The organism is Streptomyces sp. N50 (assembly GCF_033335955.1).
Classification (GTDB): domain Bacteria; phylum Actinomycetota; class Actinomycetes; order Streptomycetales; family Streptomycetaceae; genus Streptomyces.
Genome location: NZ_CP137549.1, coordinates 5593852 through 5610136, shown reverse-complemented (window position 1 = coordinate 5610136; position 16285 = coordinate 5593852). Strand labels below are relative to the sequence as shown.

The window sequence follows — 16285 nt, the reverse complement described above, 5'->3', positions numbered from 1 at the left end:
GGCCGCTACGTCAAGTACCGCTGGTCGTCTACGACTTCGGTGGCACCGTCGGCATCCCCAGGAACGGCAGCTTCAGCGCCCCGAACGCGCCCTCGGGGACGGCCGGTCGACGCGGCTCCACCGGCTTCAGGCGTTCGTACGACAGCCCTTGTTCCGGGCGCGGGTCCGGCTCGCCCTTGTTGGGCCAGTACGACATCGCGCGCTCGGCCTGTGCCGTGATGGTGAGGGACGGGTTGACGCCGAGGTTCGCGGAGACCGCCGAACCGTCGACGACCGAGATGCCGGCGTGGCCGTAGAGGCGGTGGTACGGGTCGATCACGCCGGTCTCGCGGGAGGCGCCGATGGGGCAGCCGCCGAGGAAGTGGGCGGTGAGCGGGGTGCCCATGAGTTCACCGACGTTCGAGCCCGCGAAGCCGTTGATCTCGGCGGCGATCGCGGCCGCGCCCTCCGAAGCCGCCTTTATCTGCTTGGGGTTGGGGGCGCCGTGTCCCTGACGGGCCGTCAACAGCCCTTTCCCCACGCCGTCCGGTTTCAGGTACGTCGTCAGGGAGTTGTCCAGCGACTGCATCACCAGGCCGATGATGGTCCGCTCCGACCAGCGGCGGTTGGAGAGCGAACGCAGGACCAGGAGAGGGTGCCTGGCCGCGTTCGCCAGCCAGCCCAGCGCCCTCGACGAGCCCTCCGCGTACGGGACTTGGAGGATGGAGAGGCCGCCCATCGAGTTGGAGCCCTTGCCGTAGCGGACCGGTTCGATGTGGGTGTTCTCGTCGGGGTGGATCGAGGACGTGATGGCGACTCCGCGCGTGAAGTCGACCTGCCGGGTGCCGGTCGCCTTGCGGTAGCGGCGGTTGTTCGTCTGCGCGCCGACCAGCGCCTCGGAGTTGGTGCGGGTCAGCTCGCCCAACTTCTCGGAGAGGTACGGCAGTTGCCCTCCCGCCTTCATGCGGTGCAGGAGGGTCTGGGTGCCGTAGGTGCCGGCGGCGAGGACTACTCGGCGGGCCTTGAAGGTGCGGCCATCGGACTTCCGGCGCGCGTCGGTCGGGAGCGTGGCTATCGCGTAGCCGCCCTGGGAGTCGTCCGTGACCGACACGACCGTCGTCATCGGGTGGACCTTCGCGCCCGCCTTCTCGGCGAGGTAGAGGTAGTTCTCGTTCAGGGTGTTCTTGGCGCCGTGGCGGCAGCCGGTCATGCACTCGCCGCACTCGGTGCAGGCCTTGCGGGTGGGGCCCGCGCCGCCGAAGTAGGGGTCGGCGGCCTCTTCGCCGGGGCGGGCCTTCGCCGTTCCCCCGGCGTCCTTGCCGTCGCCGAAGAAGACGCCGACGGGGGCCATGTGGAAGGTGTCTCCCACGCCCATGCGCTGGGCGGCGGCCTTCAGGTGGACGTCCGACGGGGTCATCGTCGGGTTGAGGCGTACGCCGAGCATGCGGCGGGCCTGGTCGTAGTACGGGGTCAACTCCTCTTCCCAGTCGGTGATGTCACGCCACTGGGGGTCCTCGAAGAACGGCTTCGGGGGGACGTAGAGGGTGTTGGCGTAGTTCAGGGAGCCGCCGCCGACGCCTGCGCCGGCGAGGACCATGACGTTGCCGAGGAGGTGGATGCGTTGGATGCCGTACATGTTGAGCTTGGGGGCCCAGAGGTAGTTCTTGAGGTCCCAGGAGGTTTTGGGGAGCGTTGAGGGGGTGAAGCGGCGGCCTGCTTCCAATACGCCGACGCTGTAGCCCTTTTCCGTGAGGCGTAGGGCGGTTACCGAACCGCCGAAGCCTGAGCCGACGACTATGACGTCGTAGTCGTAGGTGTCCTGGGGCACGGGTTCTCCTCTTTGAGTTTCGCGTGCGGGCCGTCTGTGGCTGGTCGCGCAGTTCCCCGCGCCCCTAAAAGCAAAAGACCTACCTCAGCCGGAATGCCTTCATCAGCCGGAGACTGCGGCTCATGAACTGCGCGTACGCCTCGTCGGTCATCCCCAGCGACGGGGCCATCGGCAACAACCGCTGCTGGGCGATCGTTTGGGCCTCGGTGTACTTGAGGATGCCCTCGGAGCCGTGGCGGCGGCCGAGGCCGGAGTCCTTCATGCCGCCCATGGGGGACTGAACGCTGCCGTAGGCGGAGGCGTAGCCCTCGTTGACGTTGACCGTGCCGGTGTGGAGGCGGGCGGCGATGGCTCGGCCGCGGGTGGCGCTCTTCGTCCAGACGGAGGAATTGAGGCCGTACGGCGTGGAGTTGGCCTCCTCGACCACCTCGTCCTCCGTCTTGAAGCGGTAGACGGAGACGACCGGGCCGAAGGTCTCCTCGGCGCAGACGGCCATGGGGGCCTCGACGCCGTCGAGGATGGTGGGCTCGAAGAAGTACGGGCCGATGTCCGGGCGGGCCACTCCGCCGGCCAGTACCTTCGCGCCCTTGGCGACCGCCTCGTCCACGTGCCGGGTGACCGACTCCAACTGGCGTTCCCCGCCAGCGATCCCATGTCCGCGCCGTACGCGAGGGACGTGCCGAGGCGCATCGCCTTGGTGCGGGCGGCGAAGCGGTCAAGGAAGGTGTCGGCGATCGACTCGTGGACGTACAACCGCTCGATGGAGACGCAGAGTTGGCCCGCGGAGGAGAAGCACGCGCGGACCGCGCCCGCCGCCGCCTTCTCGATGTCGGCGTCCTCCAGGACCACCATGGCGTTCTTTCCGCCGAGTTCGAGGGAGACGCCGATCAGCCGGGCGGCGGCGGCCTGTGCGACCTCGCGGCCGGTGCGGGTGGAGCCGGTGAAGGAGACGTAGTCGGCGTGCTTGACGACCTCGGGGCCGACGACCGGGCCCTCGCCGAGGACGACCTGGAAGACGTCGGCCGGCAGACCCGCCTCGATGAGGAGGTCGCGGGCCCAGAGGGCGGTCAGGCAGGTCTCGGTGTCGGGCTTCATGACGACCGCGTTGCCCGCCGCGAAGGCCGGGAGCGCGTCGCCGACGGAGAGTTCGAACGGGTAGTTCCAGGGGGCGATCTGGCCAACTACCCCGCGCGGGTGCCGGAGTTCGGTGACCTTGGTGAGGGTCGGGACCGCGCCGGTGTGCCGCTTCGGCTTGAGGTAGGCGGGGGCCTTGCGGCCGTAGTGGCGGGCCGCTACCGCGACGGCCTGCACCTCCTCGTGCGCGTGCAGCCGCGCCTTGCCGGTCTCCAGCTGGATCAGGTCGAGGACCTCGGCCTGGCGGGCGAGGACCAGGTCGTGGAAGCGGAGCAGGACCGCCGCGCGCTGCCGTACCGGCGTCTGCGCCCACAGCGCCTGCGCGGCGCGGGCCGTGTCGAAGGCCTTCGCCACGTCCTCGGGGGTGGACTCGGGCAGATCGGCGAGCTTCTCGCCGGTGAACGGCGAGTGGTTGGCGGTCCGGCCGGAGCCGACCACACCCTTCGTGAGCTGGGCGACCAGCTCCGGGGTGACCACATCGGCGGCGGTACGCGCGCCCGTGGGGGCCGGCGCGAGGGGGTTCGTGCCGGTCGTCGTTTCCGTACCGGTCTTTTCCGGGGCCTGCGAGTCCGTCATGTGCGGCAGGGTATGCCGCGAGGGGAGGTTTGGGTACCCGTCGGTAATCGGGATTCACCCAGTGCTCACATCACGCCAGTGATCACTGGCAACGAATGCCCTGATCAGGGCGTTGTACGGGGATGATCACCCCCGGATCGCCACCGGACCGCCGCCGGATCACTTTTCCGTGAGAGTGAGGCGGGCGCGAGCGCCCTTGAAGAGCGCGGTGCCCTTCTTCTCCACCGGGGTGCCCTTGGGCATGTCCACGCGCAGTTCGTACATACGGCCGTCCGCGGTGCGGATGATCAGGGCCAGGGCGCGGGTGGGGACGCCGGACTGGTCGTAGGTGGTGTCGGCCAGGATCGCGTCCTTGTTTCCGCGGAAGCTGGTGCGGGTGTAGTGGGGGTCGGACGTGGCCTCGGCCCAGGACCGGGCTTCGGCGAGGGGCGTGCCGACGGCCTGGTCCCATGCGGTGAGGCTGACGCGGAGGGCGCCGGTGCCGTAGGTGACGGTACGGCTGCCGGACGCCGTCTGCGTCCGGAGCAGCCGGTACTGGGACGGGAGGGAGAGGACCGCACCTATGCCCTCCCTCCGGTGAGCTGTCCAGGAGTCCTTGTCGAGGACGCTCTCGACGAACGTGCCGAAGACCAGCCCTGCCAGGAGGAGCACCCCGAGCGCGACGAGAAGCGCGCGGCGGGGGCGGCGGGACTTGGGCTCGGGTGCGGGGGCGAGAGCGGGTGCGGGTGCGGGTGCGGGTGCGGGCTCCAACTCGGCTTGCGGGACAGCCTCGTTGGCGGTGGCGGTGCCTACGGGCTCCACGTCGGGCACCGCGTCCTGGAGGGCGATCGGCGGCTCCGGTACGTCCTTCCCCTCGGCCACCGCGTCCAGGACCGCGCCGACCTCCTCCGCCCCCGGCCGCGCCTCGGGCTCCCGCTCCAGCATCCGCAGGATCAGCGGCCCGAGAGGCCCCGCGCGGGTCGGCTCGGGCGGATCGCCGGCGAGGATCGCGCCGAGGGTGGACTCAACGGTCGTACGGCGGAAGGGAGATGCCCCCTCGACGGCCGCGTACAGCAGGACGCCCAGGGACCACAGGTCGGAGGCCGGGCCTGCGCCCGTGCCCGACATGCGCTCGGGGGCGATGAATTCGAGTGACCCTACGAACTCCCCACTGGCGGTGAGGGATTCCTCGCCCTGGATGTGGGCGATGCCGAAGTCGGTGAGGACGACGCGGTCGTGCGGGCCCAGGAGGACGTTGGCGGGTTTCACGTCCCGGTGCACTATGCCGACGGCGTGGGCGGCGCACAGGGCGCCGAGGACGGCGCGGCCGATGCGGGCGGCGTCGGCGGGGGTGAGGGGGCCGCGCCTGAGCCGTTCGTGCAGGGACTCGCCGCGCACCAACTCCATGACGATCCACGGGAGTTCGCCCTGTCCTTCTTCCATCTCCATGACGACGTCGTGGATGACGACGGCGGAGGGATGGTCGACCCGGGCGGCCGCGCGGGCCTCGCGGTAGAGCCGGTGGGCGGCGCGCTGGAACTCCTCGTCCTCCGGGTCGCCGGGCAACCGCGGCTGCTTGACGGCGACTTCACGGTCCACGAGTTCGTCGAACGCCCGCCACACGGTGCCCATGCCGCCGGAGCCGATCCGTTCGAGCAGCCGGTAGCGACCGCCGACCAGACGTCCGTCGCGCACCTGTTCGCCGACTTCGCTCATGCCCCATCAGTACCGCGCCGGATACGGCCTTGTCGACGCGCGTCCTACTTCGCGAGCGTCAGCGTGTCGCCCACTCGCCGCACCTCTGCGACACCGGTACCGCCGAAGTGGGCCGGGATCACCAACTCCCCCTCGTCCGCAGCGCGTTCGAGCACGCGCCGACGGCTGTCCGCGGCCCGTCGGGGATCGAGGCAGAAGCAACTGCTGCACTCCGGATGCGGAATCTGAACGGGGCTGTGCAGCAAGTCCCCGACGAACACGGCCCGTTCACCTCCGGAGGCGACCCGGAGCACGGACGAACCCGGGGTGTGCCCGGGTGCGGACTCCAACGTCAGGTGCTCGTCGACGCGGTATGTGCCGTCCGTGCCGTCCGTGCCGTCCCACAGGGTCGCCAGCCCGGCGCGGTGCACGGGCGCCACGCTGTCCTCGTAGATCAGGCGGTCGTCGGGCCGTACCGCACCGCCGTAGTTGTTGTCCGGCCCGAAGTGGAAGTCGTCGGCGGCGGGGAGGAGGTAGCGCGCGTTGGGGAACAGCGGCTCCCAACTCCCGTCCACGTCATGGGTGTTCCAGCCGACGTGGTCGCCGTGGATGTGTGTGTTGACGACGACGTCGACGTCCTCCGGCCGTACACCGGCCCGCGCCAGCCGCCCCGGGAGGTCGCCCCGGCTCATGTGGAACAGCGGATTTCCGGGCCGTTCCCGCCCGTTGCCGACCCCGGTGTCCACGAGCACGGTCCGCCCGGCGCTGCGCACCACCCAGGTCTGGAGCGCCACGACGGCGCGGTCGGTCTCGGGGTCCCAGTGGTCGGGGGCGAGTGTCTCGCGGTGCTCCTCCCAGACGCCGGGCGGCAGGTCCGGGACGAGCGTGCGGGCGGGGGCGTAGGGCCGCGCCCACTCGACGACGCGGACGACTTCGACGTCACCGATGGTCAGGGTCTGTGTGTTGTCCTCGGTCATGAGGACAAGCGTAGGGAGGGCGAGTGAGCGTCTCAATGCGTGAATGACTCATACTGATGCGCGGGCGGCTCACCACTGCTCCCCCGGCGTAACCTGACCCCATGGACGTGGTGAGCGACGCGATCTCCGCCGTGCGGACCGGGCGGCCCTCCTCCAACCGGCTGCGGGTGAGCGGTAGTTGGTGCACGCGGCTCGCGCCGTACGAGGGTGCCGGGTTCCATGTCGTGCTGGCGGGCGGCTGCTGGCTGGTGCCCGACACGGGTGGTGAGCCGGTGACGCTGGGCGCCGGGGACGTCGTACTTCTGCCGCACGGGGCGGGACACGTGCTGGCGGACTCGCCCGGGGACACGGCGCGTGCGGTGCCGTTCGAGGAGATGCGGCGGCCGGACGGGGACGGCGGGGACGGGCGTGCGGTCGAGTTGCTGTGCGGGAAGTACCGGCTGGACCGGAGCCGGACGCATCCGCTGATGGCGGAGCTGCCGGAGGTGGTCCATCTGCCGAACCGGGTCGGCCGCCATCCCGAACTGCGGTCGGCCGTGGACCTGTTGGCGAACGAACTCGACGAACGGCGGCCGGGGGCCTGTCTGGCGCTGCCGAGTCTGCTGGATCTTCTGCTCATTTACATGGTGCGGGCGTGGATGTCCGATGCGGAGACGGGCAGTTGGCCGTCGGTGCTGAGCGATCCGGTGACCACGGCCGCGCTACGGGCCCTGCACTCGGACCCGGCCGCCCCCTGGACCAACGACCGGCTGGCCGCGGCGGCGGGCGTGTCCCGGGCGACGCTGGCCCGCCGGTTCACCGCGCTGGTGGGGCGGGCGCCGATGGCGTATCTGACGTGGTGGCGGCTGACGTTGGCGGCGACGCGGCTGCGGGACACGGACGCCTCGCTGGCGACGGTGGCGCGGGAGGCGGGGTACGGCAGCCCGTACGCCCTGTCGCACGCGTTCAGCCGGGAGTTCGGGGTGACGCCGGGGAAGTACCGGGTATCGGCGGGGAGTTCGAGGTGACGCCCGGGAAGTACCGGGTGTCGATGGGGAGTTCGTAGCTATCCGCCCTCGCCGTCCGGGCCGTCGTCGTACTCCTCCGCGAGCCGCAGCCCGAGGTCGGACTCCCACTCCAGGGCCCACTGCCGCAGGTCCGCGATCTCCGCCGCGTCGAGTCCGTGCGCCGCGAACTCCTCGTCGCTCACCCACACGACACTCTCCAGCCGGTCCCGCAGCCCGAAGAGGTCGAAGTCCGTGCCGTCGTCCCGGAGGCCCAACTGCTCCAGTTCCACGGCGGAGTAGCGGCGGCGGGCGGCGTACACGCCGATCACATCGGCCGGCAGACCGCGGTCGCCGAGCGCGCGCACGCTCAGGACCGCGAGGTCGGCGTCCGTACCGTCGCTCACAGCGTGTCGACGTCCAGGTTCGCGATCGCTCCCTTCGCCACCTCGCGGCCGCGGGCCGTGAAGTCGCCGTCGCCGGGATAGCTGATCGTGAGCCGGTACATGTTGCCGGCGGTGGTCTTGTAGTAGAGGATCTGCACCTCCCAGGGAAGGGCGTCCTGGCTGTCATCGGTGTCGTAGGCGATCGTGTTCGTGGCGGCGGCCCTGCCCCGATAGGTACCGGTCGGCTGCGGGCTGGTCTTCCTGGCCTTCGCCATGTCGAGTTCGGAGCTGCCGCTCTCCTTGAAGTCTCCGTTGTCGTCGTACATCTGGGCGGCGGCCGAGTCCTTGATCGCGTGGAGGCTGTCCTCGGACTTCCGCTCAAGGAGCAGACCGATCTGGATGGTCCCGCTCAGGTCCGTGTACGTGACCCAGTGGCCCTTGTCGGTCTTACGGTCGGGCCCCTCGCGTGTGTACTTGGCGGGAACCGCGAGCGTCGCCGCCACGTCCGTCTCGTGGTGCTTCTTCCAGCCCTGCGGGAGCGTCCGCGAGCCGGCGAACGGATTCGCGATCAGCAGATACGCCCCCACCGCCGCCGCGACGACCACCGCACCGAGCCCGAACCACGTCTTACGGCCCGGCCGAAGTCCCCTTGTCGCGCTGGGGCGTTCGACGTACCGCACCTCCTGCGTGGGCACCGGCGCGGGAGGGTTGGCCACCGACTCCAGCGCGGCGCGCACCTGGGCCGCGTTCGGGCGGCTCGCCGCGTCCTTGGCGAGGAGGGCGGTGATGAGGTCGGCGAGCGGGCCGGGAGCCGAAGTCGGCGGCGCGGGCGCGGAGTTGAGGACCGACTGGAGGGTGGCGGGGGTGTTGCTGCGGCGGAACGGCGAGACGCCCTCCGTCGCCGCGTACAGGACCACGCCGAGGGACCACAGGTCGGAGGCGGGGCCGGGGCGCTGGCCCAACACCCGTTCCGGCGCGATGTATTCGGGCGAACCGACGAAACCGCCGGTGTCGGTCAGGTTGGTCTCGCCCTCGATCTGGGCGATGCCGAAGTCGGTCAGGACGACGCGGTCGTGGCGGCCCAGCAGGACGTTGTCCGGTTTCACGTCCCGGTGCAGGACGCCCGCCGCGTGCGCTGCTTCGAGGGCTCCGAGCACCTGGAGGCCGATCCGGGCCGCGTCGCGCGCGTCGAGGGTGCCCTCCTGCAACGCGTCGCCCAGCGAACGGCCGGTCACCAGTTCCATCACGATCCACGGCTGGCCGTCGACCACCGCCACGTCATGCACGTTCACGACAGCCGGGTGGTCGAGCCGAGCCGCCGCGCGGGCCTCGCGGCGCATCCGCTCGAAGGCGTTGGAGCGTTCGCGTTCGGGAAGATGGTCCGGGACGCGCGGCTCCTTCACGGCGACCTCGCGGTCCATCGTCTCGTCCTTGGCCCGCCACACCGTGCCCATCCCGCCGTGCCCGAGCTTGCCGAGCAGCCGGTACCGCCCGGCTATGAGCCGTCCGGTGCCGGGGTCCGGCTGCGGGGCGGGCGGTGAACCAGGCGTCGCGTAAGGGTTGTTCGGGTGCGGCACCGGCATCGGCACGGCCATGCGCGGGTTCGGCGGTTGCAGGGCGAAACTCGTCGGCTCGTCGGCCCCGTGCCTGGCTCCCCCGTTGCTGCTCATGCCTCCATCCATATCTCGCCGGACACCACCACATCCACCTCTGGCGCTTTCCGGTCACAGAGCCGTGACCGAGGTCGCGGCTTATCTCCCGTTTATGCGCGTACGAACGTGTCCAGCGCGACGTCGAAGTACTCCTTCGCCTCCCGCACCTTCCCGACCGGCGCCGACACCCACACGTCGTACATCCGGCCGTTCTCCTCCCAGCACATGTCGTAGGTGTGCCGGGGTCCCTCCGCCGTGCTGAAGCCGTTCCAGCTGAACTCCCAGAGCGCGGCGGGGTGTCCGTAGTGCGTGGTGTCGGTGACCCTGCCGTCGTGGTAACCGGGGTTCGTGGCCGCCCCGTCGGCCGCCGCGCTCTTCATCACCGCGAGCGGGCCGCCCTGTTCGGGGTCGGACATCTTGATGCCGAGCCGGAAGGTCTGGCCCGGCGACATGTAGAAGATGCGCTCACCCTGCGGCACCCGCACGAAGTCCTCCGGTACGGCCAGGGAGAAGCCGTCGGGGTCGTGGGCGACGCGGTAACCGGAGGGCGCGGTAGGGGTGTTGGGCGTGTCTGAAGGCGTGGGCGTGGGGGAAGGTGACGGAGTACCGGCGCTCGTGGAGGTCAGCGGCGCCGAACTCACCGGCAGGGCACCCCCGTTGCCCCCGTCCCCGTCGTCCCCCCGCATCAGCAGCGCCGCCGCCGACACCCCGGCCCCCGCCATCGCCGCGACCAGCAACGCGGCCATGAGCACCCCGCGCGTGGAACGCCGAGGGGGCTGCCCGGCCGTGGAGGAAGGGGTCGGCGGGGACGGTGACGGCGCGGGCGGGGGCGCCAAGTCCCGGCGCGGGACGTCTCGTTGAGTCGGTGTGTACCCGGGCGCCGGCTTCGCCGCCTGGCCGGATGTCGCCTTCGGATGCCGCCCCGTCGACGCCTTCGGTGTCCGCCCGGTGTCCAGGAAGGCCCGCAGCATCCGCTCCGCCCCGGCCGCCTCCAGCCGCCGTTCCGGATCGCGTTCGAGCAGTCCCCGTACGACGGGCAGCAGCGGCCGGGCCTGTTCGGGCGGGCGGATCTCGTCGATGACGACCGCGTGCAGGATGCCGCCCAACGAGTCGCGGTGGAACGGCGATTCACCACTCAGCACCGTGCACAGCAGCGCCCCCAGCGACCACAGGTCGGACTCGGGGCCGGTCCGCACGCCGGACATCCGCTCCGGCGCGGTGTACTCGGGCGAGCCGACGAACGCGCCGCTCTCGGTGAGCGTCGTAGCACCGGCGACCTGGGCGATGCCGAAGTCGGTCAGTACGACCCGCTCGGAGCCGTCCTCGTCGGTGGCCGTCTGCAACAGGACGTTGGCCGGTTTGATGTCCCGGTGCAGGACGCCCGCCGCGTGGGCCGTGCGCAGCGCGCCGAGGAGGGCGATGCCGATGCGCGCGGCCTCGGCGGCGTCGACGGGACCGCGGGCGGAGATCCGCTCGGCGAGCGAGCCGCCGTCGATCAACTCCATGACGATGTACGGCCGTTCGTCCTGCTCGACGACGTCGTGCACGACGATGATGTGCGGGTGCCGCAGCTGGGCGACCGCCCGGGCCTCGCGCAGGGTGCGGTCGCGCTGCTGGCGGGCCTCCGCCTCGGAGAGGGAGTCGTCCTGGGCGATCTCCTTCACCGCGACCTGGCGGCCCAGGAGTTGGTCGGTCGCCCGCCACACGACGCCCATGCCACCGCGCCCGAGCCGCTTCTCCAGTCGGTAACGCCCGGCGATCACCCGGGCGTTGTCCCCCTCGGTCCCCATGCGCACCATCATGACGCAACCGGAAGCGGTCAGCCCGAGTCGGGGCTCCAGCTCTGCAGGACCGACTTGAACCGCGCGCTCGTCGTGGCCCAGTCGGCGGCCGGGGACGACATGTAGATCGCGTACTCGACGCCCTCGCGGGACATGTACGTCTCCTCGATGGCGCGCCGGGGCCCCGGGAAGGGGGTGTCCTTGGCCAGCGCCGTCCAGGTGTAGTCCCACAGGGAGCCCGGCCGGTCGCGGTAGGTGTTCGCCGCCAGGGTCACCCGCTGGTAGTCGACCAGCTTCTGGAGCTGCACCTCCAGGTCCAGCTGGTGGGCGTTCGCGGTGGGGAAGTCCGGTGAGGTGTCGATGGCTATGCGGACGAAGTGCTTGCCGTTGTCGGGCGTGTAGTCGACCTGCCTGATGCCGTCGGAGTCGCCGTAGACCTGCCGCGTCCAGCCCTTGGGGAGGGATATGTCGAAGCCCCAAGGGTCGTGGTAGACACGCCAGTTGGCGGGACCCGAACTCTGCGGGGCCGGCGTGGCGCTCTGCGAGACCGACGTGCCCGGGGTGCTGCCCTGGTCCTGATCCTGGTCCTGATGCCACTTCTGCAGCCCCAGCGCCGTACCGCCGCCGACGAGCGCGGCGGCGACGACCACGAGGACGACCGAGCGCAACCGACGGCGCTTCGGCGGCGCGGCCGCGCCGGGGGGCGCGAGGGAGACGGCCGGTGTGTGCTGGTACGTGGCCCCGGTCGCCGACGGGTACGGTGTCGCGCCCCCGGTCGCCGACGCGTACGGACGCGCGCCCGAACCCGAGTTGAAGTCCTCCGCCAACCCACCCTGCCGCGAGCCCACTTGCTGCGTGGGCAGCCACTCCTCAGCCGACCGCGGGCGCCGCCCCTCCGCCGCCTCCGCGAGCATCTGCTCGGCCTGGTCCGCGTCGGGCCGTAGCGCGGGGTCCTTGTTCAGCAGCGCGGCGATGACGGGCGCGAGCGCACCGGCGTACCGCGGTTCGCCCGCGTCCTCCTCGACGACGGCTTGCATGGTCGACAGCGGCGAGGTGCGGCGGAAGGGCGAACGGCCCTCGACCGCCGTGAAGAGCGTGGCGCCCAGCGCCCACAGGTCGGAGGACGGTCCGGGGTCGGCGCCGCGGACGCGCTCGGGGGCGAGGTAGTCGACGGAGCCGACGACCTCTCCGGTGCGGGTGATGGTGCTGTCGCCCTCGATCTGCGCGATGCCGAAGTCGGTGAGCAGCACCCGCCCGTCCTGCCCGAGCAGTACGTTGCCGGGCTTGACGTCACGGTGCAGGACACCGGCGGCGTGCGCGGCGCGCAGGGCGCGCACCACCCAGACGCCGATGCGCGCGGCCTCGGCCGGATCGAGCCGGCCCTTCTCCTTCACCTCGTCGGCAAGGGAGTTGCCCTCGACGAGCTCCATGACGATCCATGGGCGGCCGTCGTGTTCGAGTACGTCGTGCACGGTGACGACGGCGGAGTGGTTGATCCGCGCGGCGGCGCGCGCCTCGGCTCGGGTGCGCGCCAGCAGCCTCGGCTGGTCGCTCTCGGACACATAGAGCGCGGCCGTCAACTCCTTGATGGCGACGGTCCGGTGCAACACCTCGTCGTGCGCGCGCCACACCCGGCCCATACCGCCGCTGCCGATCGACTCGGCGAGCCGATAGCGCCCCGCGAGGAGCAGGCCCTGCATCTGATTCACGTTTCCCCGCAATGCTCTTGACAGGCTCAGCGTAAGGACAGGCCCTCGTCCAGGGAACCGGCGGGGTGCCACGGAGACCGCACTGTGACGGTTGTCGCTTCTGCGCCCGAACGGGAACCATCGGGCCTCGGCGCGCCGCCTCCGCAGGTCACCCGGTGTACTGATAGGTCGACGACGCCTGCTCGTACAGCCGTGTCACTTCGTCGCGTTGAGCCTCCGGGCCACGTACCTGCACGATGTGGTACCGGCCGTTGATGAGGAACGCCATGTTGCGCACGAACAGATCACCCCCCTGACTGTCCGTCCAGGTGAACTGCCCCTCGGCCATGGTCTTTCCGCCCACCGTGATGGTCCGCAGCCCGGTCGCGGTGGCCCAGCTGGAGTTGCGGTACGGCTGCAACTCGGCTTCCTTGTCCCGCTGGTAGACCATCGGGTCGCTGCCGTCCGCCGTGGCACTGTCCCGCCCGGCTACGACGATCAGCTCGAAGTCGCCGTGGGAGTAGACGACTTGGCCGCTCCCGTTCTTGGGTGTCCGGGTCCAGCCCTTAGCCACCGCGAGCTGGAACCCCTCGGGGTCCTTGCGCAGCACGAACCCGTCGGCGACGTTCGGGTCCGTCTGCGTCTCGGTCGAACTGGCGGAGTTGGAGGGGCTGTTGTGGGCACTGGGCGAGGTCTGATCGGGCTGCGGCTGACTGCTGGCCCCGGCCGAGGAGTGAGTGGGCGCGGTACTGACTTCCCCCGCGGCCCCGGTGTTCTCCCCCTGCCCGGCCCCGGAGTTCTCCCCGGACTTGGGCATGAAGAGCATGGCGTAGGCGACCGCGCCGGCGAGCAACAGGAAGATGAGGATCACCAGGGTGCGGCCGAGCCGCCGCGGTGACCCGCCGACCTCCTCCTTGGCCCGCTTGTGCCGCCCGTGCGGACTGGTCGCGGGCAGCCCGGCCCGCCGCCTGCGCACCAACTCGCCCCGCCTGCGCACGATCGGCAGCCGCCGCGGGTCGGTCGGCGGGGTGGCGACGACATGGGTACCGGCCTCGGGCTCCGGCGCCGAACGCACCAACGACCGCAGCCAGCCCCGCAGTTCCTCGAAGTCGAGCCGCTCGGTGGGGTCCTGCCGCAGCAGCGACTCCACGACCGGCCTGAGCGGCCCGCACTCCTCCGCAAAGGCAGGCGGCTCCGCACACACGAGCTGCACCAGCTCGGCGGTCGCCTCTTCGGGATACGGCGCGTGCCCCTGCACGGCCCGGAAGAGCAACGCCCCGAGCGCCCACAGATCGGTGGCGGGCCCGATCGGCGCGGCCAACTGCCAGTTCTCATGCACCGGTACGGCCTGCTCGGGCGCCCACCGCTCGGTGACGGGTCCGACGACCGTCATCCGCACCTGCCGTGCCCGCTCGGCGGCCAGCGCGGTGGCGGGGCCCCGGCGGGCCGGGACACCGGCGGACGACAGCTCATCCCAACGGGCAGGAGGACGAGGCGAGTTGCCGGAGGCGGCGGCTCCGGGTGGGACGGGGCCGTCAAGGCGGGGGGTGCCGGTGGCGGGCGGGACGGAATGCCCGGCGGCGGGGGTGAGGGAGCTGTAGGTGGAGGGGTCGGTGTTGCGGGGTGAGGGGGCGGTGCTGTGGGGCGCGGGGTTCGCGCCGTGGGCGGGGGCGCCCGGGCCGAACGCCGAGGGGGCCGTGCCGTAGGGACTGGCTTCGCCGCCGTAGGCCGGGGCCTCCGCGCCATAGGCCGACGCGTCCGCGCCGTGTGGATGTGCGTCGCCGCCGTAGGCCGAGGGGGCCGCGCCGTGGGGGCGGGGGGCGCCGCCACGCGCCGGGGCATTCGCGCCGTAGAAACGGGTGTCGCCGCCGTCGGCCGGGGCCTCCGCACCGTAGGCAGAAGGGTCCGCACCGTAGGCCGACGCGTCCGCGCCGTGAGGACGAGCGTCGCGGCCGTGGGCCGAGGGGGCCGCGCCGTGGGGGCGGGTGTCGGCGCCGGAGGCTGAGGGGCCCGGGCCGTACGCCGAGGCGCCCGGGCCATAGGGGCGGCCCTCCCCATCGCGCGCCGGGGCGTTCGCGCCGGGGATGGGGAATGTGCCTGTTGTGTCCGGGGACGGTGCACCGGCGGCGGCACCCTCCTGCGGAGGGGTCGGCCGGTCGCCCTGTGTGGCCGGCGCCGGGGCGCCCGGACGCGGGGTGGCGCCGTGCCAGGCGGTGTTGCGGACGCCGTAGGGGTCGGCTATCTGGCCCGGGGGTGTGGTGCCGGGCGGGTGCTGCTCCACGATGTTGCCGCCGGAGTACGGCAGTTGGGCCGAACCGGCCGCCTGGGCGGTGCCGCGCTCGCCCTCGACCGCGGGGCGGGCACCGGGGAGCGCCGGGCGCTGCTGGGTCTCCTGGACCCGGGCGGCTGCTCGCGCGCCCGCCCGGTACGCGGCGATCGCCCCGGCCCGCGCGGCCCGGACGTCACCGCCGACCTCCGCGTCCCTGCGGGCCAGCGCGGCGGAGGACGGGATCGTGCCACCGCCCTCCACACCGACTCCGGGCAGCCCTCCGGCGGCCCGCGCCTCGATCGCGGCCCGCCGGGCGGCCTCGGGGTCCACGGCACCGGGGCCTACGGCGGCCGCACCCGCGCCCGTTCCGCCACCCGCGCCGCCGAAGCCGATCGCGCCGCCGCCACCCGTTCCGCCGCCGCGGGAGTCACCGGGGACCGCGGGAACCGTAGAACCGCCGGAAGCGAGGGAGCCGGCCGCCGGAGCCGTCGGGCCTGCGGGGAGCGTCGAGCCCGCGGGGAGTCTGGAGCCTCCCTGGGTCCTGAAGGCCGCCGGAGCCCTGGAACCCGCGGGTACCGGTGCCGCGCCGCCGGGTCCCGTGCGCCCTGCGCCACCGTCTCCGCCGTCCTCGCCGTCCTGGGGCGGCACCGGGTCGTAGCCGCACAGCGCCTCCTCGGCCGCGCCGACCGCGAGGCCGGTCAGCATCACGCGGCCGTCGTCGCAGACGAGCACCGTGCGGGCGGTGATGTTCCGGTGGACCCAGCCGTGCGCGTGCAGGACCCGCAGCGCCATCAGCACGTCGGAGGCGACCTCGGCCGCCCGGTACGGCGACAACGGCTTCTCGACGAGCAGTGCGGACAACGGCTGGGCGGACACCAGTTCGCTCACTATCCACAGCGAACCGCCTTCGGCGAACACGTCGAAGACCTGGTCCAGCCGGGGATGGTCGGGGATCCGCGCCGCGGCCTGCGCGGCCTCGACCGCGCGCCGTACCGCCGGATCGGAGGGCCGCCGCGTCGCGGTCCGCGCCGCGGCCGGCCGCCGCGCCCCGCGGTCGCGCGCCGTGAACCCGTCGGGCAGCCCGTCCTCGCCGAGCACCTCCGCCTCGACGACCTCGGGCAACGGCACCTGGCGTACCAGGACTTCCTGCCCGCTGTAGGTGTCGAAGGCCCGGGTCTCGGTGAGTTCGTACTCGTCGGAGGGCGGCAGCGGCAGGCGGTAGCGGTCGGCGAGCACCCGACCCGCATAGTCGTCCACGTTGCCTCCCCCGGCCGCCCGGTCGGTCAATTCCGTTCGCCTTGCGGCCCGTTCCGTCCGCATACCTAGATGCGTACGGTCCGCAACCACTCACGATACGT

Annotated in this window: 9 protein-coding genes and 1 pseudogene; 1 reads left to right on the top strand and 9 read right to left on the bottom strand. The window is 72.1% G+C overall.

Features of this window, described 5'->3' with window-relative positions; translation table 11 throughout:
- Window positions 1–28: 28 nt before the first annotated feature.
- The 4 genes and pseudogenes from R2B38_RS25310 to R2B38_RS25295 form a co-directional block, all read right to left on the bottom strand.
- A complete protein-coding gene (locus R2B38_RS25310) occupies window positions 29–1807 on the bottom strand; it encodes a GMC family oxidoreductase (RefSeq protein ID WP_318018284.1) in 1779 nt (592 codons plus the stop codon).
- Between the two features lie 79 nt (window positions 1808–1886).
- Window positions 1887–3517 (bottom strand): annotated as a pseudogene (locus R2B38_RS25305) (succinic semialdehyde dehydrogenase).
- Between the two features lie 159 nt (window positions 3518–3676).
- Entirely contained in the window at window positions 3677–5212 is a 1536-nt protein-coding gene (locus tag R2B38_RS25300) for a serine/threonine-protein kinase (protein WP_318018283.1), read from the bottom strand.
- A 44-nt stretch (window positions 5213–5256) separates the two neighbouring features.
- Window positions 5257–6168, bottom strand: a complete 912-nt coding sequence (locus tag R2B38_RS25295; protein ID WP_318018282.1) for an MBL fold metallo-hydrolase — start codon at window positions 6166–6168, stop codon at window positions 5257–5259.
- A gap of 101 nt (window positions 6169–6269) precedes the next feature.
- Here R2B38_RS25295 and R2B38_RS25290 point away from each other — a divergent pair, with 101 nt between their 5' ends.
- Complete coding sequence (locus tag R2B38_RS25290; protein WP_318018281.1) at window positions 6270–7175, top strand: AraC family transcriptional regulator; 906 nt, start codon at window positions 6270–6272, stop codon at window positions 7173–7175.
- 38 nt (window positions 7176–7213) lie between these two features.
- On the opposite strand, the gene R2B38_RS25285 is transcribed toward R2B38_RS25290, so the two are convergent.
- From R2B38_RS25285 to R2B38_RS25265, 5 genes are all read right to left on the bottom strand, one after another.
- Window positions 7214–7558, bottom strand: coding sequence for a hypothetical protein (locus R2B38_RS25285; protein WP_318018280.1), 345 nt, complete (start codon window positions 7556–7558; stop codon window positions 7214–7216).
- On the bottom strand, window positions 7555–9207 hold the full coding sequence (locus R2B38_RS25280; protein ID WP_318018279.1) for a serine/threonine-protein kinase: 1653 nt from the start codon (window positions 9205–9207) through the stop codon (window positions 7555–7557). The genes R2B38_RS25285 and R2B38_RS25280 overlap by 4 nt, the downstream gene beginning before the upstream one ends.
- 92 nt (window positions 9208–9299) lie before the next feature.
- A complete protein-coding gene (locus R2B38_RS25275; protein WP_318018278.1) occupies window positions 9300–10979 on the bottom strand; it encodes a serine/threonine-protein kinase in 1680 nt (559 codons plus the stop codon).
- 29 nt (window positions 10980–11008) lie between these two features.
- On the bottom strand, window positions 11009–12670 hold the full coding sequence (locus tag R2B38_RS25270) for a serine/threonine-protein kinase (protein WP_318021780.1): 1662 nt from the start codon (window positions 12668–12670) through the stop codon (window positions 11009–11011).
- Between the two features lie 157 nt (window positions 12671–12827).
- A complete protein-coding gene (locus R2B38_RS25265) occupies window positions 12828–16184 on the bottom strand; it encodes a protein kinase (RefSeq protein WP_318018277.1) in 3357 nt (1118 codons plus the stop codon).
- Window positions 16185–16285 lie beyond the last annotated feature (101 nt).

Excerpts from the sequence above, each read along its gene's own strand:
- R2B38_RS25300 (WP_318018283.1), bottom strand. The coding sequence starts at position 5,212 with ATGAGCGAAGTCGGCGAACAGGTGCGCGACGGACGTCTGGTCGGCGGT.
- R2B38_RS25295 (WP_318018282.1), bottom strand. The coding sequence starts at position 6,168 with ATGACCGAGGACAACACACAGACCCTGACCATCGGTGACGTCGAAGTC.
- R2B38_RS25275 (WP_318018278.1), bottom strand. The coding sequence starts at position 10,979 with ATGGGGACCGAGGGGGACAACGCCCGGGTGATCGCCGGGCGTTACCGA.
- R2B38_RS25280 (WP_318018279.1), bottom strand. The coding sequence starts at position 9,207 with ATGAGCAGCAACGGGGGAGCCAGGCACGGGGCCGACGAGCCGACGAGT.
- R2B38_RS25270 (WP_318021780.1), bottom strand. The coding sequence starts at position 12,670 with ATGCAGGGCCTGCTCCTCGCGGGGCGCTATCGGCTCGCCGAGTCGATC.
- R2B38_RS25290 (WP_318018281.1), top strand. The coding sequence starts at position 6,270 with ATGGACGTGGTGAGCGACGCGATCTCCGCCGTGCGGACCGGGCGGCCC.